Annotated in this window: 23 protein-coding genes and 4 tRNA genes; 1 reads left to right on the forward strand and 26 read right to left on the reverse strand. The window is 36.2% G+C overall.

What is annotated here, in order from left to right; all coding sequences use genetic code 11:
- Positions 1-2: 2 nt before the first annotated feature.
- From walR to ACXKY9_RS27375, 16 genes are all read right to left on the reverse strand, one after another.
- Positions 3-710, reverse strand: a complete 708-nt coding sequence (walR, locus tag ACXKY9_RS27300; RefSeq protein WP_000971865.1) for a cell wall metabolism DNA-binding response regulator WalR — start codon at positions 708-710, stop codon at positions 3-5.
- Positions 711-991: 281 nt separating this feature from the next.
- A tRNA-Phe gene (locus tag ACXKY9_RS27305) sits at positions 992-1,064 on the reverse strand.
- A gap of 41 nt (positions 1,065-1,105) precedes the next feature.
- Positions 1,106-1,181: transfer RNA gene (locus ACXKY9_RS27310), tRNA-Asp, on the reverse strand.
- Between the two features lie 21 nt (positions 1,182-1,202).
- Positions 1,203-1,274 (reverse strand) — tRNA-Glu (locus ACXKY9_RS27315).
- A gap of 13 nt (positions 1,275-1,287) precedes the next feature.
- A tRNA-Lys gene (locus ACXKY9_RS27320) sits at positions 1,288-1,363 on the reverse strand.
- A 142-nt stretch (positions 1,364-1,505) separates the two neighbouring features.
- On the reverse strand, positions 1,506-2,795 hold the full coding sequence (locus ACXKY9_RS27325) for an adenylosuccinate synthase (protein WP_000100238.1): 1,290 nt from the start codon (positions 2,793-2,795) through the stop codon (positions 1,506-1,508).
- A 215-nt stretch (positions 2,796-3,010) separates the two neighbouring features.
- Entirely contained in the window at positions 3,011-4,372 is a 1,362-nt protein-coding gene (gene dnaB / locus ACXKY9_RS27330; protein ID WP_001286148.1) for a replicative DNA helicase, read from the reverse strand.
- A 27-nt stretch (positions 4,373-4,399) separates the two neighbouring features.
- Positions 4,400-4,846: a 50S ribosomal protein L9 gene (rplI, locus tag ACXKY9_RS27335; protein WP_000864228.1), complete on the reverse strand. Its 447-nt coding sequence runs from the start codon at positions 4,844-4,846 to the stop codon at positions 4,400-4,402.
- Positions 4,843-6,816, reverse strand: coding sequence for a DHH family phosphoesterase (locus ACXKY9_RS27340; protein ID WP_001113788.1), 1,974 nt, complete (start codon positions 6,814-6,816; stop codon positions 4,843-4,845). The genes rplI and ACXKY9_RS27340 overlap by 4 nt, the downstream gene beginning before the upstream one ends.
- Before the next feature lie 78 nt (positions 6,817-6,894).
- Positions 6,895-7,830 carry a YybS family protein gene (locus tag ACXKY9_RS27345; protein ID WP_000806422.1) on the reverse strand — a complete coding sequence of 312 codons (936 nt, stop codon included), beginning with the start codon at positions 7,828-7,830 and terminating at the stop codon, positions 6,895-6,897.
- 80 nt (positions 7,831-7,910) lie between these two features.
- Complete coding sequence (gene rpsR / locus ACXKY9_RS27350) at positions 7,911-8,144, reverse strand: 30S ribosomal protein S18 (RefSeq protein ID WP_000918873.1); 234 nt, start codon at positions 8,142-8,144, stop codon at positions 7,911-7,913.
- A gap of 45 nt (positions 8,145-8,189) precedes the next feature.
- Complete coding sequence (ssb, locus tag ACXKY9_RS27355; protein WP_000981966.1) at positions 8,190-8,702, reverse strand: single-stranded DNA-binding protein; 513 nt, start codon at positions 8,700-8,702, stop codon at positions 8,190-8,192.
- A 26-nt stretch (positions 8,703-8,728) separates the two neighbouring features.
- Positions 8,729-9,019, reverse strand: a complete 291-nt coding sequence (gene rpsF, locus ACXKY9_RS27360; protein ID WP_001233778.1) for a 30S ribosomal protein S6 — start codon at positions 9,017-9,019, stop codon at positions 8,729-8,731.
- A 191-nt stretch (positions 9,020-9,210) separates the two neighbouring features.
- The gene (gene ychF, locus ACXKY9_RS27365; protein WP_000524667.1) at positions 9,211-10,311 is read right to left on the reverse strand and encodes a redox-regulated ATPase YchF; all 1,101 of its coding nucleotides are present in this window, start codon (positions 10,309-10,311) and stop codon (positions 9,211-9,213) included.
- Positions 10,312-10,426: 115 nt separating this feature from the next.
- Positions 10,427-10,624 carry a DUF951 domain-containing protein gene (locus ACXKY9_RS27370; protein WP_000435485.1) on the reverse strand — a complete coding sequence of 66 codons (198 nt, stop codon included), beginning with the start codon at positions 10,622-10,624 and terminating at the stop codon, positions 10,427-10,429.
- Positions 10,625-10,644: 20 nt separating this feature from the next.
- Positions 10,645-11,526, reverse strand: a complete 882-nt coding sequence (locus ACXKY9_RS27375) for a mechanosensitive ion channel family protein (RefSeq protein ID WP_000365108.1) — start codon at positions 11,524-11,526, stop codon at positions 10,645-10,647.
- Between the two features lie 259 nt (positions 11,527-11,785).
- On the opposite strand from ACXKY9_RS27375, the gene yyaC reads away from it, so the two are divergent.
- Complete coding sequence (yyaC, locus tag ACXKY9_RS27380) at positions 11,786-12,382, forward strand: spore protease YyaC (RefSeq protein ID WP_001020715.1); 597 nt, start codon at positions 11,786-11,788, stop codon at positions 12,380-12,382.
- Between the two features lie 20 nt (positions 12,383-12,402).
- Here the strand turns inward: yyaC and spo0J are convergent, their stop codons facing one another.
- The 10 genes from spo0J to rpmH form a co-directional block, all read right to left on the reverse strand.
- Entirely contained in the window at positions 12,403-13,254 is an 852-nt protein-coding gene (gene spo0J, locus ACXKY9_RS27385; RefSeq protein ID WP_001051829.1) for a stage 0 sporulation protein Spo0J, read from the reverse strand.
- Positions 13,247-14,008 (reverse strand): sporulation initiation inhibitor protein Soj, encoded by a 762-nt coding sequence (soj, locus tag ACXKY9_RS27390; protein ID WP_000516114.1) that lies wholly within the window; start codon positions 14,006-14,008, stop codon positions 13,247-13,249. Before soj ends, spo0J begins: the two co-directional genes overlap by 8 nt.
- 190 nt (positions 14,009-14,198) lie before the next feature.
- Positions 14,199-15,071, reverse strand: a complete 873-nt coding sequence (noc, locus tag ACXKY9_RS27395) for a nucleoid occlusion protein (RefSeq protein ID WP_000799016.1) — start codon at positions 15,069-15,071, stop codon at positions 14,199-14,201.
- Between the two features lie 105 nt (positions 15,072-15,176).
- A complete protein-coding gene (gene rsmG / locus ACXKY9_RS27400) occupies positions 15,177-15,896 on the reverse strand; it encodes a 16S rRNA (guanine(527)-N(7))-methyltransferase RsmG (protein ID WP_001019628.1) in 720 nt (239 codons plus the stop codon).
- 21 nt (positions 15,897-15,917) lie between these two features.
- Positions 15,918-17,807, reverse strand: a complete 1,890-nt coding sequence (gene mnmG, locus ACXKY9_RS27405) for a tRNA uridine-5-carboxymethylaminomethyl(34) synthesis enzyme MnmG (RefSeq protein WP_000541055.1) — start codon at positions 17,805-17,807, stop codon at positions 15,918-15,920.
- Between the two features lie 46 nt (positions 17,808-17,853).
- Positions 17,854-19,230, reverse strand: a complete 1,377-nt coding sequence (mnmE, locus tag ACXKY9_RS27410) for a tRNA uridine-5-carboxymethylaminomethyl(34) synthesis GTPase MnmE (protein ID WP_000393769.1) — start codon at positions 19,228-19,230, stop codon at positions 17,854-17,856.
- Positions 19,231-19,456: 226 nt separating this feature from the next.
- Positions 19,457-20,074 (reverse strand): RNA-binding cell elongation regulator Jag/EloR, encoded by a 618-nt coding sequence (gene jag, locus ACXKY9_RS27415; RefSeq protein ID WP_000022792.1) that lies wholly within the window; start codon positions 20,072-20,074, stop codon positions 19,457-19,459.
- Positions 20,071-20,838 carry a YidC family membrane integrase SpoIIIJ gene (gene spoIIIJ / locus ACXKY9_RS27420; protein WP_000727737.1) on the reverse strand — a complete coding sequence of 256 codons (768 nt, stop codon included), beginning with the start codon at positions 20,836-20,838 and terminating at the stop codon, positions 20,071-20,073. Before spoIIIJ ends, jag begins: the two co-directional genes overlap by 4 nt.
- Positions 20,839-20,890: 52 nt before the next feature.
- Positions 20,891-21,238 (reverse strand): ribonuclease P protein component, encoded by a 348-nt coding sequence (gene rnpA, locus ACXKY9_RS27425; protein ID WP_000726621.1) that lies wholly within the window; start codon positions 21,236-21,238, stop codon positions 20,891-20,893.
- Between the two features lie 76 nt (positions 21,239-21,314).
- On the reverse strand, positions 21,315-21,449 hold the full coding sequence (gene rpmH / locus ACXKY9_RS27430) for a 50S ribosomal protein L34 (RefSeq protein ID WP_000831901.1): 135 nt from the start codon (positions 21,447-21,449) through the stop codon (positions 21,315-21,317).
- Positions 21,450-22,013: the final 564 nt, after the last annotated feature.

A 22,013-nucleotide genomic window follows, 5' to 3' on the forward strand; every position in this document is an offset into this window, starting at 1 on the left:
TACTATTCCTGCTCTGGGTCACGCAAGTAATACCCTACTCCACGTCTAGTTACAATTAAAGTAGGATGGCTTGGATTATCTTCAATTTTTTCACGCAAACGACGTACTGTAACGTCTACTGTGCGCACATCTCCAAAATAGTCATAACCCCAAACTGTTTGTAATAAATGTTCGCGTGTCATAACTTGTCCTAAATGTTTCGCTAAATAATGTAGCAACTCAAATTCACGATGTGTAAGCTCGATATTTTCCTCGCGCTTCGTTACACTATATGCATTTGGATTAATCACAATTGGTCCAATAACCATTTCTGTATTTTCTTCTTTTTCCGCAGCACCACCTTGTTGATGGCGGCGTAAATTCGCCTTCACACGAGCAAGTAATTCCCTCGTACTAAATGGCTTCGTTACATAATCATCTGCCCCAAGCTCAAGCCCTAATACTTTATCAATCTCAGAGTCCTTTGCTGTAAGCATAATAATCGGCATTTCTGAGCTTTTACGTATTTCACGGCAAACCTCTAAGCCGTCTTTACCTGGTAGCATAATATCTAATAAAACCATATCTGGTTGCTCTTCATTAGCCTTTTCAATTGCTTCATCACCATCATGTGCCATTACTATTTCAAAACCTTCTTTTTCTAAGTTAAACTTCAAAATATCTGCAATCGGCTTTTCATCATCAACTACTAAAATTTTCTTTCCCATCATCGTCTATTTCCTCCTTATAAAAATATGGTCAATAATCCCTAAACATATTGATGTTTACATAGTATGTCCTATATGACCGCATCCTTTGTTTAAGTATTTTCTCCTCTATTCTCATAGACTCATGTATGATCCACTTTTACACGGCATCCTATACGATCTATAGAAAAACCTCTAGCTTCAACTGCTAGAGGCTCCTCGTTCTATTTTAAAATAACTACTCAGTTTTGTAAAATTACATAAATAAAAAGGATATTAAGTGGGCCCACTTAATATCCTGAGAGTGGCTCGGGACGGAATCGAACCGCCGACACGAGGATTTTCAGTCCTCTGCTCTACCGACTGAGCTACCGAGCCAAAACTATATATAAAACCACTAATGGTGGTATAAACAAAAGTGGCGGTCCCGACCGGGGTCGAACCGGCGATCTCCTGCGTGACAGGCAGGCATGTTAACCACTACACCACGGGACCAAAAATAAGCAAAAAAAAACATGACCCGTACGGGATTCGAACCCGTGTTACCGCCGTGAAAGGGCGGTGTCTTAACCACTTGACCAACGGGCCACGAAAAATAAAATGGTGAGCCATGAAGGACTCGAACCTTCGACCCTCTGATTAAAAGTCAGATGCTCTACCAACTGAGCTAATGGCTCATATTCACCAACGTCATATTTTCGTGACGACAAGATGTATCATAACATGTATTCTGTATTTATTGCAATACTTTTTTCGTTTTTTTATAAAAGAATAAGAAAAAACTCATGCGGACATGAGTTTTTTTCTAAACACTATTAATTAAGCTTCGTATACGTTACGAACAATATTTGTTTGGTTACGATCTGGTCCAACTGAGAACATAGATATTTGAATTCCTGTTAACTCAGAAACACGTTCTACGTATTTTCGTGCATTTTCAGGAAGTTCATCTAATGATTTTACACCAGTAATATCTTCTTCCCAACCTGGAAGCTCTTCATATACAGGCTCACATTTTGCTAAAATGTTTAAGTTAGCTGGAACTTCATCAATAACTTCACCATTGTATTTGTAAGCAACACAAATTTTAAGAGTTGGAATACCTGTTAAAACGTCGATAGAATTTAATGATAGATCCGTTAAACCACTAACACGACGTGCATGTCTTACAACAACGCTATCGAACCAACCTACGCGGCGTGGACGACCAGTTGTCGTTCCATACTCGCGACCAACTTCACGAATTTGATGACCAATTTCATCATGAAGCTCAGTAGGGAATGGACCATCACCAACGCGGCTTGTATATGCTTTACATACACCTACAACGCGAGTAACTTTCGCAGGACCAACTCCAGTTCCAACTGTTACACCACCAGCAATTGGGTTAGAAGATGTAACGAACGGGTACGTACCGTGGTCAATATCAAGCATAACACCTTGCGCACCTTCAAATAATACACGGTGATTATTATCTAATGCATCATTTAATACAACAGACGTATCACATACATATTGCGCGATTTGTTGCCCGTACTCGAAGTACTCTTCGAAAATTTCTTCTACAGTGAAACCTTCTGTATCGTACATTTTTTCAAATAAACGATTTTTTTCTACTAAATTGCGCTCAAGCTTCTCTTTAAATGCTTCACGGTCTAAAAGATCAGCCATACGAATACCAATACGAGCAGCTTTATCCATATATGCAGGACCGATACCTTTTTTCGTTGTACCGATTTTGTTATCACCTTTACTTGCTTCTTCTAACTCATCTTGCTTTAAGTGGTAAGGTAAAATAACATGTGCACGGTTACTTACACGTAAATTATCAGTACTTACACCACGATCGTGTAAGTATTTTAACTCTTCAAGTAATGCTTTTGGATCTACTACTAATCCGTTTCCGATTACACAAATTTTCTCTTTATAGAAAATACCAGATGGAATTAAGTGTAATTTATATTTAACTCCGCCGAAAACAATTGTATGTCCCGCGTTATTTCCACCTTGATATCTTGCAACTACTTCCGCATGCTCAGAAAGAAAATCAGTGATTTTACCTTTTCCTTCGTCGCCCCATTGTGTTCCTACAACTACTACTGAAGACATTATTAAAGCACCTCCGCAATTTTCAAACGATCTATTCAAACAATATAATTGTACCAAAACCGAAAAAGAAGTCAACCGAAAAGCGAACATTTTTTCATAAAAAAACTTTTTCGTTCGTAAGAATTATATATTTAACTTATGAAAGCCTTATCTTTCTTATAAAAAAAAAGAAACACATCTTATTATAAGAAATGTGTTTCTTTTTTATACTGCCTTTATGCCGGCGGAGCATGTCCATCCTCAAAACGACGTTCTAAGTTAACGAACTTATTGAACTCTTTGACGAATGCAAGTTCCACTGAACCTACTGGACCGTTACGCTGTTTTGCAATAATAATTTCAATTGTATTTTTGTTTTCCGTTTCTCGATCATAGTAGTCTTCACGATATAGGAAAGCTACAATATCAGCATCCTGCTCAATACTTCCAGATTCACGAATATCAGACATCATCGGGCGTTTATCTTGACGAGATTCTACACCACGAGATAACTGTGATAAAGCAATAACAGGCACTTGCAATTCACGTGCAATCCCTTTTAAGGTACGAGAAATCTCAGATACTTCCTGCTGACGGTTTTCTCCTGATTTCCCACTTCCTTGAATAAGCTGCAAATAGTCAATCAAAATCATACCAAGACCTTGTTCTTGCTTTAATCTACGACATTTTGCTCGAATCTCATTTACTTTAATACCTGGCGTATCATCAATATATATACCAGCATTTGAGAGACTCCCCATTGCCATTGTTAATTTTGCCCAATCATCGGAAGTTAATGAACCAGTACGAAGTCTTTGTGCATCAATATTCCCTTCTGCACAAAGCATACGCATAACAAGCTGATCAGCACCCATCTCCAAACTAAAAATCGCTACATTTTCATCCGTTTTCGTCGCTACGTTTTGTGCAATATTTAATGAAAATGCCGTTTTCCCTACTGATGGACGTGCTGCCACGATAATTAAATCATTTCGTTGGAAACCTGCTGTCATCTTATCTAATTCAGTAAACCCAGTTGGTATCCCAGTAACTTCACCCTTTTGATTATGCAAAAGTTCAATTTTGTCATAAGCATCTACAAGAACATCTTTAATGTTTTGGAATGCTTTTGCATTCGTTTGATGGGATACTTCTAATATTTTTTTCTCAGCCTCATTTAAAAGACCATCCACATCATCTTCTCTCTCGTATCCATCCGATACAATATGAGTCGCCGTGCGAATTAAACGACGTAAAAGCGCCTTTTCAGCGATGATGCGTGCGTAATATTCTACGTTAGCTGCAGTTGGCACAACTTCTGCTAACTCTGCTAAGTAAGAAACCCCACCAACTTCTTCTAGTAATCCTTGATCAGCCATTGCTGATGTCATCATTACTAAGTCGATCGGCTCTCCCTTATCAGATAGCCCAAGCATGACTTCAAAAATCTTTTGATGTTTCGTTCGATAGAACGAATCAGGTACCAATAACTCTGATGCTGAAGTTAACGCATCTTGATCAATCAATATGGCCCCTAAAACCGCCTGCTCAGCCTCTATATTATGCGGAGGGGTACGATCAGCAAGTACATCACTCATACGCAATCCTCCTTGCTTAATTTATTTTTATTGTTCACTAACATGAACTTTTACTGTTGCTGTTACTTGTGGATGCAATTTCACAGTAACGTTTGTATAACCTAACGCGCGGATTGCATCGTCCATTTCAAATTTACGTTTATCAAGCTTAATCTTGTGTGATTTTTGCATTGCATCTACGATTTGTTTGCTTGTGATAGAACCAAATAAACGGCCACCTTCTCCAGATTTCGCCTTTAATTCTACAGTTAATTTCTCTAAAGTCTCTTTTAACTCTTTTGCATTTTCAAGCTCTGCTGCTGCATCTTTTTCTTCTTTACGCTTTTGAGCTTCTAAAGTTTTCATACTGCTATTTGTTGCTTCAGCAGCTAATCCTTGTTTTAGTAAGAAGTTATTTGCATAGCCATCTGGTACGTTTTTTACTTCTCCTTTTTTACCTTTACCTTTTACGTCTTTTAGAAAAATTACTTTCATGATTGTGTGCCTCCCTGTAAATAGTCATCAATAACAAATCGAAGCTTCTCCTCAGCTTCATCTACTGTAACATTTTTCATTTGTGTGGCTGCATTCGTCAAATGCCCGCCACCGCCTAAGTTTTCCATAATTAGCTGCACATTCACTTCACCTAAAGACCTGCTGCTAATTCCAATGAGATTCTCGCCGCGTTTCGCAACAACAAATGATGCAATAATCCCTGTCATCGTTAATAACGTGTCTGCCGATTGCGCAATAAGCACTTGATCGTAGTAATCATCACTATCAACTTTAGCAATCGCAATTCCATTTTTATAAATGTACGCATTTTTTATAGCTTTTGCAACCCGTAAATACTGATCCATATCTTCCTTTAAAAGTTCTTGTACAAGTACAGTATCTGCACCATGTGAGCGTAAATAAGAAGCAGCATCAAATGTACGAGCCCCTGTCCGGAATGTGAAACTTTTCGTGTCGACAATAATACCCGCTAACAATGCCGTCGCTTCTAACATTGTCATCTTTAAATTTTTAGGTTGATACTCAAGTAATTCTGTAACCAATTCTGCTGTTGAAGAAGCATATGGTTCCATATAAACTAGCAATGGATCTTCAATAAAATCTTCTCCACGGCGATGATGATCAATAACTACTACATTTTCAATTTTATGTAACAGTTTTTGCTCCATCACCATAGAAGGTTTATGCGTATCGACAACAACAAGTAACGACTCATCATTTGCAAATTCCATCGCTTGCTCTGGAGTAATAAAACGAGACCATAACTCCTCATTTTGTTTCACTTTGTCCATCAAACGCTTAATTCCTTTATCGGAATCATTTTCATCTAACACAATATATCCTTTACGCTCATTTAATTGAGCCACTTTTAAAATACCAATCGCAGCACCAATTGCGTCCATATCGGGAGCCCTATGCCCCATAATAATGACATTACTACTTTCTAATACTAAATCCTTTAACGCATGCGAAATGACCCTAGCGCGTACACGGGTACGTTTTTCAACCGGATTTGTCTTACCTCCATAGAACTTAACTTTACCTGTCGCTTGTTTAATAGCTACTTGGTCTCCCCCACGCCCAAGCGCAAGATCTAAACCAGATTGAGCCATTGCTCCAAGCTCTGATAAAGGTAAATCACCTGATCCGACACCCACACTTAATGTAAGTGGTATATTCCTTTTAGATGTTTCTTCACGCACCTGATCTAAAATGCTAAATTTCCCTTTTTCCATCTGCGTCAAAATACTTTCATTTAGCACAACGAAGAATCTTTCTGAAGATGCACGTTTTAAATACGCCCCATACTTAAGTGCCCATTCATTTAGTCGCGATGTCACAAGACTTGTTATATTCGTACGTAATTGATCATCTAATCCTTGTGTAACTTCATCATAATTATCCAAATAGATGACAGCTAAAACAGTCCTTTGATCCTCGTACATCTTTTCGATTTCTGTTTGTTCCGTTACATCAAAGAAATAAATTAACTTTTCTTCTTTCCTTACAAAAACGCGAAACTTTCGATTATTTAAAGAGACTATATCATCAGAAGTTTCTCCTTTAATGAAAAGAAGTAATGTTTCTGATACATCGTAAAGGTGCCATCCAGCTAATGCATGCTGTCCCAGACATGAAGATAAATAAGGATTTGCCCAATCAATCCCATAATCCTTATTGTATAACAAAATACCAATCGGCATTTGGTTAAATGCTTCATTACTTACTTTCTTTACTCTTGTAATCATATCTGTCGTATGCTTTTCGAAATTCCTTTGAAAATTAAGTTCAAATCGTATAACGATAAAGAATACGATACAAAAAATGACAAAAGCAGCTATCCCCATAATTAAATGAAAATAACAGAGAATTGAAATGAGCACAAACACAAAAAATGCCAATACATAAACAGGATATAAAAACCACTGTTTCTTATCAAATTCAGGCATGTATACAACTCCTATAAAGTAAAACTAACTCACCTTCCAGTTAGTTAAACAGATTAAAATAGTATAAGGAATATTATTTTATCCCCCTATTTTAGAACGCAATGAAATCCCTAAGTCAATTATACCTAAGATTGTCACAAGAGGAAACAGCATCGGAATAAACATGCATGCAATAAAACTAATAATAGGAACCCCTTTAGTAAAACCTTTTCTATACGCTAAAAAGGCGATAAATGTCAGACCTTGCAGTACAAGCAATAGTGCAAATATGACATTTAGGTTAGAAAATACCATATGTAAATATGATGTTGGTTCTACTTTTATAAAAGTTGCTAACAAAATAAATATAACGTAATACCAAATGATACTCTTTGGTAATTGTATATCTTTAAATTTAGGCCAAGATATAACGTCATGTTTTAACTTTTTCAAAACACTACCTGATATTATCACTGTAATCCAAGAAAAACATACTGAAACTAGCACAAGTATACTCGGAAGTAATGATTGTAATATATCATTCATTTGTGCAAGTAACTCTTTTTGTTCCTTACTAATCGGCATACCTGTAGCACTTACTATCTTTTCGCTTTTCGCCATACTTTCACTAAATATACTTTGCATTTGCTTCATTATATCTATGTTGAAAAACTTTATACTCGCAACATAAATAAGTACAAAACCAATTAAGTATGCAAGCGTCCCAGCTATTAAGATTTCCACTGGCTTTTTTCTTGTTTTATACATATATCCTAAAACAATCCCTATCAATCCAAACATAATTGTCTTCACTAAATTCATCGGTTGACTCACAATAACAGTAACAAAAAGTGCCGCTACAAAAACCACGAGCACATTAGATAGTTTATGTCTTATCATTAATAGTATAAATGGTAACGGCAACGCAAAAGTTACAACTGTACCCAAAATCGGAACATACATAGATATAAGCAATAACATTGCATATATAGCCAACAACGCGGCACCTTCAGTAATAAATCTTGCTTGTTTCACATTTTAACCTCTCTTTCAAAAAAGAAAAGCATAGCAAAATGCACAGTAGAGTCCGACTCTACTGTGCATTTCATACGCTATTATTCACCAACATATGGTAAAAGTGCCATTTGACGAGCACGTTTAATTGCAACTGTAAGTTTGCGTTGGTATTTCGCGCTTGTTCCTGTTACACGACGAGGTAAAATTTTACCACGCTCAGAAACGAAACGTTTTAATAAATCAACATCTTTATAGTCAATGCGAGTGATGCCGTTAGCTGTGAAGAAACACACCTTACGACGTTTCGCACGTCCACCTTTGCGTCCTGCCATGTCTATTTCCCTCCATTCTTTGTTAAAACTAACAAATTTACTGTATTAGAACGGTAAATCGTCGTCGGAAATGTCGATCGGTTGACCTACATTTGAAAATGGATCGTCATTCTTCGTAAATCCAGAGTTACCTTGGTTACCTGAATTACTAGATTGACCAAATGGGTTAGAGCCTTGGTTACCGAAACCAGCTCCTGATGGTTGCTGATTAAATGAACCACGTTGCTCCCCACCGCCATTACGCGGCTCTAAAAATTGCACGCTTTCCGCAAGAACTTCTGTTACGTATACACGTTTACCATCTTGTCCCTCGTAATTACGAGTTTGAAGACGTCCATCTACGCCTGCTAAGCTACCTTTTTTCAAATAATTTGCTACGTTTTCTGCTTGTTTACGCCATATTACACAATTAATAAAGTCAGCTTCACGCTCACCTTGTTGATTGGCAAATGCGCGATTCACAGCTAACGTAAAAGTAGCTACTGCAACACCATTGGGCGTGTAACGTAAGTCAGGGTCCTTAGTTAAACGACCAACGAGGATAACACGATTCATCAATCGAACCACTCTCCCTTATATATCAATTATTTTTCTTCTTCTTTAACAACGATATGACGAAGGATGTCTTCGTTGATCTTAGCTAAACGGTCGAATTCGTTAATCGCTTCTGCGTTAGATTTCACGTTTAAGATCATGTAGAAACCTTCACGTAAGTCGTTGATTTCGTAAGCTAAACGACGCTTACCCCACTCTTTCGTGTTAATGATTTCTGCACCATTGTTTGTTAAAACACCTGCAAAACGTTCAACTAAAGCTTTTTGAGCTTCTTCTTCAACGCCAGGACGAATGATGTACATAATTTCGTACTTTCTCATTACACTTTCACCTCCTTTTGGTCTAAACGGCCCGTAATGGGCAAGGAGCAATTAATTTATAGTAATTACTCACGAGTTTAGATTATATCATAGTAAGTTATATGAATCAACTCACCAATACATAAAAAACTTGGCAAACATATAATATATTTGCCAAGCTCATATCTTTATTTTTCCTAGGAAATATTAAATTAAACGTTAAAACGGAAGTGCATAACATCTCCGTCTTTTACGATATATTCTTTTCCTTCTAAACGTACTTTTCCAGCTTCTTTTGCAGCTGTCATAGAACCGTTTGTCATTAAGTCATCGTAAGAAACTGTTTCTGCACGAATAAATCCACGCTCAAAGTCTGTATGAATAACACCAGCACATTGCGGTGCCTTCATTCCTTGTTTAAATGTCCAAGCACGTACTTCTTGAACGCCAGCTGTAAAGTAAGTAGCAAGTCCTAATAGATCATATGCTGCACGAATTAATTGATCTAAACCAGACTCTTCAATTCCTAATTCTTCAAGGAATACTTTTTTCTCTTCTTCGTCTAATTCAGCGATTTCTGATTCGATTTTTGCACATACAACGATAACTTGAGAATTTTCATTTGCTGCAAATTCTTTTACCATTTGTACGTATTTATTTTCCGAAGGATCGATAACATCGTCTTCACTTACATTCGCTACGTATAACATTTCTTTTGTTGTAAGTAAATGAAGGCCTTTAACAATCTTCATCTGCTCTTCTGTAAATTCAACAGTACGAGCTGGTTTTCCCTCTTCAAAAGCTTCTTTTAAACGAACTAAAATTTCATGCTCATATACCGCTTCTTTATCTTTTTGTCTTGCTAATTTCGCAACACGCTCGATACGCTTATCAACAGACTCTAAGTCCGCTAAAATTAGCTCTAAATTGATTGTTTCAATATCATCAATTGGATCTACTTTCCCTGAAACGTGCGTAATATTTTCGTCTTCAAAACAACGAACAACTTGACAAATTGCATCTACTTGACGAATGTGAGATAAGAATTTATTTCCTAAACCTTCACCTTTACTAGCACCTTTTACGATACCTGCAATATCAGTAAACTCGAATACAGTCGGAACAGTCTTTTTCGGTTCTACTAGTTCCGTTAATTTATTTAAACGCTCATCTGGTACTTCTACAATCCCTACGTTTGGATCAATTGTACAGAATGGATAGTTCGCAGATTCTGCTCCTGCTTGTGTAATTGCATTAAATAAAGTGGACTTCCCTACGTTAGGTAATCCAACAATCCCAGCCGTTAATCCCATATTTTTCACTCCTATGTCTCAATCTTTCATCATTATAGATAGTAACGAAAAAAATGACAAGTTTCCGCCAAACGAAAAAAAGTAACAGTTACCTACTGTAACTGTTACTCTCCCTCTATTCTTCGTGCTTCACAAGTATTTTTTTTACCTTACGATCAAACTCTCTTCGAGGAATCATTACTGAATGGTCACACCCCTCGCACTTAATGCGGATATCCATTCCCATACGAATAATTTTCCAACGATTCTCGCCACATGGATGGGCTTTCTTCATTTCCACAACATCATACAAGTTATATTCCTTTTGCTCCACTCTCCAAACTCCTCTCCATACTAAATTGCTTTTCCACTAACTAATTCTTCACGATTATATAAAACCATACGCGGATATGGAATTTCAATCCCATGTAAATCAAGACGATTTTTAATCTCTTTACGAAGTGCCCTTGCAATAACTGCATGTTGCATCGGTTCTACTTCAGCAATAACACGTAATATAACTTCTGATGCAGCTAATGTTTGCACACCTAATAATTGAGGCGTTGTTACCATTTTTTCGTACTTTGAAGGTAATTCTACTAATAAATCTTCAATAACCTGCTCTGCTTTCGCAATATCAGCCTCATATGAAATAGATACATCAACAAACGCTACACTATTACTAACTGAGTAGTTAGTAACTTGAATAATACTTCCATTTGGTAAAGTATGAATTTCACCTGTCCAACTCTTTACTTTCGTTGTACGAAGTCCAATTTCTAAAACGACTCCTTCAAATTGACCGATTTTAACATAATCGCCAACTGAAAACTGATCTTCTAACAAAATAAATAAACCTGTAATAACGTCTTTCACTAAACTTTGAGCACCAAATCCGACTGCTAAACCAATTACCCCAGCACCCGCTAATAAACCTGATGCATTAATATCAAACACACCTAAAATCGCAATTAGCATAATGAACATAACAACGTACGCTACAATATTTTCAAGTAATTTCGCTACTGTAACTGTACGACGTTCTGAAATTTGAATTGGAGAACGACTTCCCATGCGAAACGCATTTCGTACAACCGCTCTTGCAATTCGCACAACAACCGCACCAATTATTAAAATAATGCATATTTTTAATGTCGCAACTCCAATATGAGCCCAACGATCAGCATCTAATAAATACTGTTTCATAGAATTAAACCACTTCGTTAATAAATCCATGTACCTCTACCTCTCTAGCTAAAATTTCTTTTTAGTTACCCTTATTATTGTATCAGAAGTCCCCTAATTGCTGAAAAAATTTTATGATTTTAATCCTATTTTATCCCCGATATCCAGGTATAAAATGGAACGAATATATATATACTAGTACTATTATTTCCGTTTTCATTCACATTTTGCAAAAATTACGCACTTATAACTTTCCATTTTCCTCACCATATAACACATATTGAAAATTTATTAAAAGGATGGGTGCTTCATGAATATTGGAAGTTTTCGCTTACCATTTTTTGAGAAAGAAACTCAAAACGTTATGCACCAAGATCTAGAAGCCTCCGAGATAATCAGTAATTTCTTACTTACCCATATTCCTATTAAAACTAATATACCACTCATTCTCGTTTGTATCGGCACAGATCGCTCTACGGGTGACGCACTCGGCCCATTAGTTGGTACAAAACTTGAACAAATAGACATCCAAAACCTCCAAGTATTCGGTACACTAGATGAGCCAGTACATGCGCTAAATTTAGAAGAGAAAATTCAGAATATACAGAAAGAATATCCTACTGCATTTATAATTGCTGTTGATGCATGTTTAGGAAAGTCCCAAAATATCGGATCAATCACTACTGGAAAGGGACCTAGTAAACCTGGAGCTGCTATGAATAAGAAATTACCTGCAGTTGGTGATTTGCACATACACGGTATCGTCAATCTAAATGGGTTTATGGAGTTTTTCGTTCTTCAAAATACAAGATTAAGTTTAGTCATGAAAATGGCTGATGTAATCGCACAAAGTATAAAAGAGACGGATCAAAAATTATCCGCATTAAAAAAAGCAAACCATCTATAAATAATAAGATGGTTTGCTTTTTAATTTTTCTGTGCTAATAGTTCTAAAATACGATTTAAATCTTCTTTATTAAAAAATTCAATTTCGATTTTACCTTTTTCTTTTTTCGTCTCTTTAATTTTCACATCTGTGCCAAACTTTTCTCTTAAGAACGTTTCACGTTCTACGAAAAATATATTTCGCTCTTTTTTCACTTTTTTTGTTTCACGTGAAACGTGTTGATTAATCTCTTGGACGATTTTCTCTAATTGACGAACATTTAATCCTTCTTTTTCAATGCGTTTCAATAAGGACTTCAATTGTTCTTCATCTTTTATCGTAAGTAAAGTTCTCCCATGAGCCATTGAAAGTTGACCATTTGCAATCATATCTTGTACGAAAGAAGGTAGGCTTAATAACCTAGTATAATTTGCAATGTAAGGTCTGCTTTTACCAAGACGTTTCGCTAATTGTTCTTGCGTTACATTTAGCTCATTCATTAACATCTGGTATGCCATTGCCTCTTCCATAGGATTTAAATCTTCTCGTTGTAAGTTTTCTAACAAAGCAAATTCCATCATTTGCTGTTCATTTAATTGTCTTACAACCGCAGGTACTTTTTCTAAACCAGCCTCTTTTGCAGCACGAAATCGTCTTTCACCTGCAACAATTTCATATCCTTTAATGCTCTTCCTAGCAATTAATGGTTGTAGAATACCGTGTTCCTTAATCGAAATTGCTAATTCCTGAATCGCCTCTTTATTAAAGTGTTTACGCGGTTGATATGGATTCGGCCTTAATTCAGTTACAAGAATCTCCTGAATTGTTTCCTCTTCTTTCACATCTAAATCAGGAAAAAACACATTAATTCCTCTTCCTAATCCTTTAGCCACCTGCAATCACTTCCTCTGCTAAATCTATATATACTTCTGCTCCTCTTGATTTAGCGTCATACTGCATAATAGGTTTCCCATGACTTGGAGCCTCGCTCAAGCGTACATTACGCGGAATAATCGAGCGATATACTTTATCCCTAAAATACTTTTTCACTTCATCTATAACTTGGATCCCTAAATTTGTACGGGCATCCAACATTGTTAACAATACACCTTGAATTGCTAAATTTTTATTTAAATGTTTTTGTACAAGTCGAACTGTATTTAATAGCTGACTTAACCCTTCTAGTGCGTAGTATTCACACTGTACAGGAATAATAACAGAATCTGCTGCTGTTAATGCATTAATCGTTAATAACCCTAAAGATGGGGGACAGTCGATAATAATATAGTCATATTCATCACGAACTGGCTGTAATGCTCTTTGCAAACGTACTTCCCGGGAAATAGTCGGTACCAATTCAATTTCAGCACCAGCCAATTGAATTGTAGCGGGTAGAACATCTAAGTTTTCAGTTGCGGTTTTCTGTATAACCCCTTGAACATCTGCATCTTCCACAAGAACGTTGTAAATACATTGATCTAATTCAGATTTTTCAATTCCCACACCAGTCGTTGCATTTCCTTGAGCATCAATATCTACAAGAAGGACTTTTTTACCTACTTGCGCCAATCCAGCCCCTAAATTAACAGATGTTGTCGTTTTTCCAACACCGCCTTTTTGATTAGCAATAGCAATGATTTTTCCCATGATGTCACCTACTTTCAACCTTTCTATCTTATTCTAGTAACAATTACGTTTATTGTAACATGAAATAAAACTTTTTCTTTTACGTCCTTTATTAAACTTCAAAATTTATTTCTAAACTCCTTCTTCATTTAACAAGAAAATATAGTAAAAGAGACCTCTCCAATAGGATAAGGTCTCTAGCACGTCATTATTATTTTTTCTTTGGAATTTTAATTGTAATTTGATAGTACTCATCAAATTCTTCTTCCTCAGAATTAACATTCAAACCACTTTCAGTAACCATTTGTAAAGATTGTCTAATTGTATTCATAGCAATCCTCGTATCTCGACTTACTGCTTTTTGCTTTGCCTTACGCTTCGGTTTCGCTTCCTCTAGTAACTTCGCAATTCGTTCTTCTGTTTGCTTTACATTTAGTTGTTTCTCCACAATTTCCTGTAAAACTTTCAGTTGTAATTCCTCATTTTTTAAAGGAATGAGAGCGCGGGCATGACGTTCTGTAATGCTTTTTTCTAATAATGCACTTTTTATTTCTTCAGGCAACTTTAACAATCGCAACTTATTTGCGATTGTAGATTGTCCTTTTCCAAGTCGTTGTGCCAATGCTTCTTGTGTTAAATTATGTAACTCAATCAGCTTTTGATATGCCACAGCTTCCTCGATTGCCGTTAGTTCCTCACGTTGCAAGTTTTCAATTAAAGCTACAGAAGCTGTCTCTGTATCATTTAAGTTCTTTATAATTGCAGGAACCTTTTCCCAACCTAACTTTGTTGCCGCGCGAAAACGTCTTTCTCCAGCAATAATCTCGTACTTATCATCCTCATATTGCCTTACAACAATCGGCTGAATAAGTCCATGTGTACGAATTGTTAATGCTAGCTCATCAATACGCGCATCATCAAAAACTGTTCTTGGTTGATAACGGTTAGGGGTAATATTTACTATCGGAATTTCTTGTATTTCTTCATATACCTTTTTATCTATCTCTTCATGGCTTTCGTCTTGTAATTCGAATTCGCTCTCTTTATCTCCAAAGCCAAATAAACGAGAAAACGTATTTTTCATACATATTCCACCACCTTTTAGGCCTATTGACTATTCTCCATAAAATGTTTCCTATGAAACATTTACGTTTTCATTTATATAATTTAATCTTACGTCTAATAAGATTTATTTTTCAATAGGTAATTTATTGGGTGTTCCCGGTTTGCGTGGATATTTCTTTGGTGTCTTGCGCTTTTTCTCGATTAATAAAATATTACGTTCACTCTCTTCAAACGGTAATTGGAACGTAGACATCTCTTTTAACTCTCCGCCTAGCACCTCTAAAGCATACTTGCCATTTTCAATTTCTTCGTTTGCTGCTGCACCTTTCATTGCAATGAATGTTCCTCCAACTTTTACAAGCGGTAAACATAGCTCACTTAATACAGAAAGACGCGCAACTGCACGTGCCATTACAATATCGTATGATTCACGTACACCTTCTTTTTTCCCAAACGTTTCAGCACGATCGTGACAAAATGCAACATCACTTAATTCTAACTTTTGTGCTAAGTGATTTAAGAAATTAATACGTTTTTGCAACGAATCTACAATTGTTACTTTTAAATGCGGGAAACAAATTTTTAAAGGAATACTTGGGAATCCAGCCCCTGCACCAACATCGCAAATTGAGAATGGTTTTGAAAAATCATAATAAAAAGCAGCTGTAATGGAATCAAAAAAGTGTTTTAAATATACTTCTTCTTTTTCTGTAATAGCCGTTAAGTTCATTTTTTCATTCCACTCTACTAATGTTTCAAAGTAGATTTTGAACTGCTCTAACTGTCTAGAAGAGAGGGTGATTCCCTTCTCTTCTAGCATAGATTGAAATTGTTCTATGTTCATCTAGCAATATCTCCTTACTATTTATTGGTTCGATACGCGTGCAATTTTTCCTTGTTCTATATACACAAGTAAAATGGAAATATCCGCTGGATTTACGCCAGAAATACGTGAAGCCTGCCCCATTGAAAGTGGACGAACATCTTTCAATTTCTGTCTAGCTTCTGAAGCAATGCTAGAAATCGCATCATAATCAATATCTACAGGGATTTTTTTATTCTCCATTTTCTTCATACGCTCTACTTGCTGTAAAGATTTTTCAATATATCCTTCATACTTAATCTGAATTTCAACTTGTTCTTTAACTTCATCACTTAATTCTACTTCACTTGGTACTAAAAGATGAATATGCTCATATGTCATCTCTGGACGACGTAATAAGTCACTTGCACGTATTCCATCTTTCAATTCACTTCCGCCAATATTGCGAATTAATTCTTGAACTTCAGGACGTGGTTTAATAATAATGCTGCTTAAACGTTCCTTTTCCTGTTCAATTTGTAATTTTTTATTTGTAAATCGCTCATAGCGCTCTTCTTTAATTAATCCAATTTTACGACCAACTTCAGTTAAACGAAGATCAGCATTATCGTGGCGTAATAATAGACGGTATTCTGCACGAGACGTTAATAAACGATATGGTTCATTTGTACCTTTCGTTACAAGATCATCAATTAAGACGCCAATATAAGCATCCTCGCGACCTAAAACAACTTCTTCTTTACCTAAAGAACGGCATGCTGCATTAATTCCAGCCATAAGCCCTTGTCCGGCCGCCTCTTCGTAACCAGAAGTTCCATTAATTTGTCCTGCTGTATATAAATTTTTAATCTTTTTCGTTTCAAGTGTTGGCCATAGTTGTGTTGGCACAATTGCATCATATTCAATTGCATAACCTGTACGCATCATTTCAACATTTTCTAGGCCTGGAATTGTTCTAAGCATGTCACGTTGTACATCTTCTGGTAAGCTTGTGGATAAACCTTGTACATATACTTCTTGTGTATTACGCCCTTCTGGCTCTAAGAAAATTTGATGACGTGGTTTATCATTAAATCTTACTACTTTGTCTTCAATAGAAGGACAGTATCTAGGACCTGTTCCTTTAATCATACCAGAATACATAGCTGAACGATGTAAATTTTCATCTATTAAACGGTGTGTTTCTGTACTTGTATATGTCAACCAACATGGAATTTGATCCATAATAAATTTCGTTGTTTCAAAAGAGAATGCACGTGGCTTATCATCACCTGGTTGAATTTCTGTTTTACTGTAGTCAATTGTATTACTGTTTACACGAGGAGGTGTCCCTGTTTTAAACCTCACAAGATCAAATCCAAGCTCCTCTAAATGCTCAGATAATGTAATAGACGGTTGCTGATTATTTGGACCACTTGAATATTTTAAGTCGCCCATGATAATCTCGCCGCGTAAAAATGTTCCAGTTGTAATTACAACTGTTTTTGCTGTATATTCTGCACCAGCTTGTGTAACTACCCCTTTACATACACCTTCTTCAACGATTAAACGCTCTACCATTCCTTGGAACAACGTTAAGTTTGGTGTTTCTTCAATTGTTTTCTTTAATTCATGTTGGTAAGAGAATTTATCAGCTTGCGCTCGAAGTGCACGTACGGCTGGTCCCTTACCTGTATTTAGCATACGCATTTGAATATGAGTTTTATCAATATTACGTCCCATTTCTCCGCCTAATGCATCAATTTCACGAACAACAATCCCTTTTGCTGGTCCACCAACAGAAGGGTTACATGGCATGAATGCTACCATATCCAAGTTAATTGTTAACATTAATGTTTTTGAGCCCATTCGTGCTGCCGCAAGACCAGCTTCACATCCTGCATGACCTGCACCGATTACTATGACATCGTATGAACCGGCATTGTATCCCATTGTTTATTCCTCCTAATAATCTCTATCTTTCTACAACTTCACTATATTATTTTCCTAAACAAAATTGAGAGAACAACTGGTCAATTAAGCTTTCATGCACTGTGTCCCCAGTAATTTCACCAAGTATTTCCCACGTTCTTGTTAAATCAATTTGTACCATATCAATTGGTACACCATTTTCAATCGCCTCAACTGCATCACCGATTGTTTTTCCTGCTTGTGTTAATAATCCAATATGTCTCGCATTAGAAACATATGTCATATCTGCAGAATCGATTGTTCCTTCAAAGAATAAATCAGCTATTGCCTTTTCGAGTTCATCTATTCCTTGTTCCTCAATTAAGGATGTTGTAATAACACGATTTCCCGCGGCTAACTCTGTAACACGTTCCATATCAATCGCTTGCGGTAAATCAGTCTTATTCACAATAACAATAAAGTCTTTTCCTTGTACCGCACGGAATAGATCTTCATCCTCATTTGTTAAAGCCTCGCTATAGTTGACAACAACTAATACTAAATCCGCTTGGCTCATCATTTCTTTTGAACGTTCCACACCAATTCGTTCAACAACATCTTCTGTCTCCCGAATACCGGCTGTATCTATAAGTTTAAGAGGTACACCACGCACGTTAACGTACTCTTCAATAACATCACGAGTTGTTCCTGCAATATCAGTTACAATTGCCTTTTTCTCCTGAACAAGACTATTTAATAACGATGATTTCCCAACGTTGGGTCTACCGATAATTGCTGTAGCAATACCCTCACGTAAAATTTTCCCTTGTTTTGATGTTTCTAATATTTTTTCGATTTCCGAACGAACATGCGTCGCTTTCTCAATTAAAATATTATGTGTCATCTCTTCTACATCATCGTATTCTGGATAATCTATATTTACCTCAACATGAGCTAATGTTTCTAATATTTCTTGACGCAAAAGACCAATTAATTTAGATAATCGCCCTTCCATTTGATTAATTGCTACATTCATCGCACGATCTGTTTTTGCTCGAATCAAATCCATAACAGCTTCTGCTTGTGATAAATCGATACGTCCATTTAAAAAAGCACGTTTTGTAAATTCGCCCGGTTCTGCCAATCGTACTCCTTGTGCTAGAATAAGTTGCAATACTTTATTTACTGAAACAAGTCCACCGTGACAGTTAATTTCCACTATATTTTCACGTGTAAAAGTCCTTGGTGCGCGCATAATAGACACCATAACTTCTTCAATAACTTGATTTGTATCTAAATCAACAATATGACCATAATGAATAGTGTGAGAAGGAACCTCTGTTAAATCCTTCCCCTTAAAAATACGATTAACTTTCTCAACCGCATCATCCCCACTTACTCGAACAATGGCAATTGCACCCTCTCCAAGCGCTGTGGAAATCGCAGCAATTGTATCAAATTCCATGTCCTTTCACCTCACTTGCTTATTTATCTCTATTTCAACATGATTATTTCTTTCACTAAATTATTAGGATACCATAACGAACCTATCTACAAAAGAAGAATAACTCATTTTATTATATCCCCATGTAAAAAACACTAAACTTATTCACAGTGGATAAGTTTAGTGTTTTTTAGTTATCCACATCTATTTTCCGCTCAAAAAAACCGGCACTCATTTGAGCAACCGGTCATTTAGGAGATATTACAACATGCCGATGTGGTTCATTTCCTTCAGAAGTTGTATTGATACCTTGATGATTTGATAATGCCTGATGAATAATTTTTCGTTCAAAAGATGGCATCGGTTCTAAAATAACTCTTTTTTTCGTATTAAATACTTGTTTCGCTAATCGATAAGAAAGTGATTCTAACGTACTTTTTCTTTTACTACGATAATTTTCAGCATCTAGTGTAATACCGATATACTGCTTCGTGTTACGATTCGCGACAAGTTTTGTTAAATACTGTAAAGAGTTCAATGTATTACCTCTTTTCCCAATTAAAACACCTACATTATCACCAGAAATTGTAAATTCAATTTCGCGTCCTTTTACAATTTTACTAATCTCAACTTCCACACCCATATCGTGAATAACATTTCTTAAATATTCTTCACATTCTTGAATTGGATCTTTCTTCAATACAACTTCTACTACTGCAGGACGATTCCCAAATAAACCTAAGAATCCTCTTTTACCCTCATCGACAATATTTATATCTACTCGATCTTTTGATGTATTTAATTGCCTTAAAGCATCCTCTACTGCCAGCTCGACTGTTTGTCCTTTAGCAGTAATTATACTCACTTGCTTGAGCCTCCAGCTTTGCTAGCCTTAATTTCTGGCCCTTTGATAAAGTACATTTGAGCAATACCAAAGATATTACCAACAACCCAGTAAAGTGATAATGCGGCTGGGAAGTTAATTGCAAAGATTAAAATCATAATCGGCATAAGCCAAAGCATCATTGCCATTTGCGGATTTTGACCAGCTGTTCCTGCCATTGCAAGCTTTTGCTGAATAAATGTCGTAATTGCTGCAACGACCGGTAAGATATAGAACGGGTCTGCATGTCCTAAATCGAACCATAAGAAACTATGTTGTTTAATTTCAGCTGTTCTCATAATTGCATGATAAAAAGCGAACAGAATTGGCATTTGAATAAAGATTGGTAAACAACCAGCTAATGGATTTACACCATTTTTTTGATATAACTGCATCATTTCTTGCTGCAGTTTTTGCTGTGTCGCTTGATCTTTAGAGCTATATTTCTCTTTTAACTTCACCATTTCCGGTTGTAACGCTTGCATCGCTTTCGTACTCTTCGTTTGTTTAATCATTAGTGGTAATAATGCAAAACGAATGATAAGAGTTGTAATAACAATTGCTAAACCGTAATTACTGTTAAATAAGTCGGCAAAATACGTGATTAACTGAGAAAGCGGATATACGAAATATTCATTCCAAATCCCAGTACTTTTCGATGTAATCGGCTGACCCGTTTCACTACAACCGGTGGCAATCGCCATTAATGCAACGACCATGGCTAGTAAACCTAATTTCTTTTTCAAAGCCTACTCCTCCTTGTATCGGTATGTATATAGTGTAATTCATTTCCTTACGCTACTTTTTTATTCTTTTCATACCAGAGCGTTTAAAGACATGAATTAAGCTTTTCTTTACTTCTTCATATGTCATCTCTGCACAAGGCTTCCTTGCTATTATAACAAAATCTTTCCCAGAATCTATCTCATCTTTTAACTCTGTAATAGCCTGACGGACCATGCGCTTAATTCGATTACGAACTACTGCATTTCCAATTTTCTTGCTAACAGAAAGGCCGATGCGAAAGTTTGGCTGTTCTTCTTTATCTAATTGGTATACAACAAACTGACGATTCGCATTTGATTTTCCTTTTTGAAAAACCGCCTGGAATTCATCATTCTTCTTTATACGATGTTTTTTCTTCATATCAATTGACACTCCTGTATTTCATCAGCGGAAATTCACTATTATTAGAAAAAAAGACCACTGAACGATCAGTGGTCTACGCAGATAATACTTTTCTTCCTTTACGACGACGAGCTGCTAGCACTTTACGTCCGTTCGCTGTGCTCATACGGCTGCGGAAACCATGTACTTTGCTGCGCTTACGTTTATTTGGTTGGTAAGTTCTTTTCATTATATGACACCTCCCTGAGGAATATCTGTTAAAGACAGTCCTATAAATTATAGTTAATCAACTAGGAAAATGTCAATGGTTCTAGAAATTTTCATCAAATATTCATTTTGAACCTATTCACATACTTTTACACAGCACCTATATTTCCTTGTGGATAAATGTTTTTTCACGTTTTTTATATCCACAAACTTTTTTCGCACTTTTACACAGTATATCGTGTTGTGGACAAGTTTATTCCACAAGGTATTGATTTTGTGGATAACTTTCTTAAATTCATTGCTATAGCCACTTTTTTTTGATATTATAGTTGTGTTTTCACTTTGAATAAGTTTTCCACACCTTTATTTTATCCACAGTTTGTGTATAACATGTGGACAGTTTTAATCACATGTGGGTAAATAGTTGTCCACATTTGCTTTTTTTGTCGAAAACCCTATCTCATATACAAACGACGTTTTTAGGTTTTAAAATACGTTTCGTATAAATATACATTTTATATTTATTGGGTTGTACATTTGTTGCGCAACCTTATTCTTTTACCATCTTAGTAAAGGAGGGACACCT

This window comes from Bacillus sp. 2175 (assembly GCF_057812155.1).